Origin of the sequence: Psychroserpens mesophilus (assembly GCF_050617655.1) — a bacterium.
GTDB lineage: Bacteria > Bacteroidota > Bacteroidia > Flavobacteriales > Flavobacteriaceae > Psychroserpens > Psychroserpens mesophilus_A.
The window spans coordinates 1-239 of record NZ_JBODQC010000473.1 but is presented as its reverse complement, the minus strand read 5'-3'; the positions used below and the strand labels follow the sequence as shown (position 1 = coordinate 239).

General features: G+C 47.3%; 1 protein-coding gene. It reads left to right on the top strand.

Annotation, left to right across the window (positions count from 1 at the left end):
• Positions 1-239 (top strand): GTPase (locus ACRHNM_RS18045; protein WP_431138007.1); only part of this gene is annotated, 239 nt, incomplete at both ends.

Below are 239 nucleotides of genomic sequence, written 5' to 3'. Positions count from 1 at the left end.
TACGGGAAGAGCTGTTGAATTTTGCCTCATTGATCGAGCTGGAACTGGATTTCTCCCAAGAGGATGTGGAATTTGCGGACCGAACGCAGTTCAACGAATTGCTGAACCGAATCAGCGAAGTGCTCAAAAAACTGATTGATTCCTTTGCCCTTGGTAACGTCATCAAACATGGCATTCCGGTGGCTATTGTAGGCCAACCCAATGTGGGCAAGTCCACCCTTCTCAATGTACTCCTCAAT